The organism is Priestia sp. SIMBA_032 (genome assembly GCF_046535215.1).
In the GTDB taxonomy this organism is placed as follows: domain Bacteria; phylum Bacillota; class Bacilli; order Bacillales; family Bacillaceae_H; genus Priestia; species Priestia aryabhattai.
Genome location: NZ_JAWRXD010000696.1, coordinates 1 through 271, shown reverse-complemented (window position 1 = coordinate 271; position 271 = coordinate 1). Strand labels below are relative to the sequence as shown.

The window sequence follows — 271 nt, the reverse complement described above, 5'->3', positions numbered from 1 at the left end:
CTCCTACAACATATGCTACTAATCTTTTATCGCCCGGCTGATCTTCTCTTACAATTACAACTGCCTCTGTTACAGATGCATATGTATTTAAAGTAGACTCAATTTCCCCAATCTCAATTCTGAAACCACGTATTTTAACCTGATGATCAATTCTTCCACGATAATCTAGATTCCCATCTGGCAAATACCTAGCTAAGTCTCCTGTCCGGTATAATCTTTCTTTCGAATTACTACTAAATGGATGAGATATAAAACGCTCTGCTGTTAATTC

Annotated in this window: 1 protein-coding gene; it reads right to left on the bottom strand. The window is 36.9% G+C overall.

The annotated features are described in order from the left end of the window. A partial coding sequence (locus SB717_RS36055) for a hypothetical protein (protein ID WP_410907793.1) occupies positions 1-271 on the bottom strand: 271 nt, incomplete at both ends.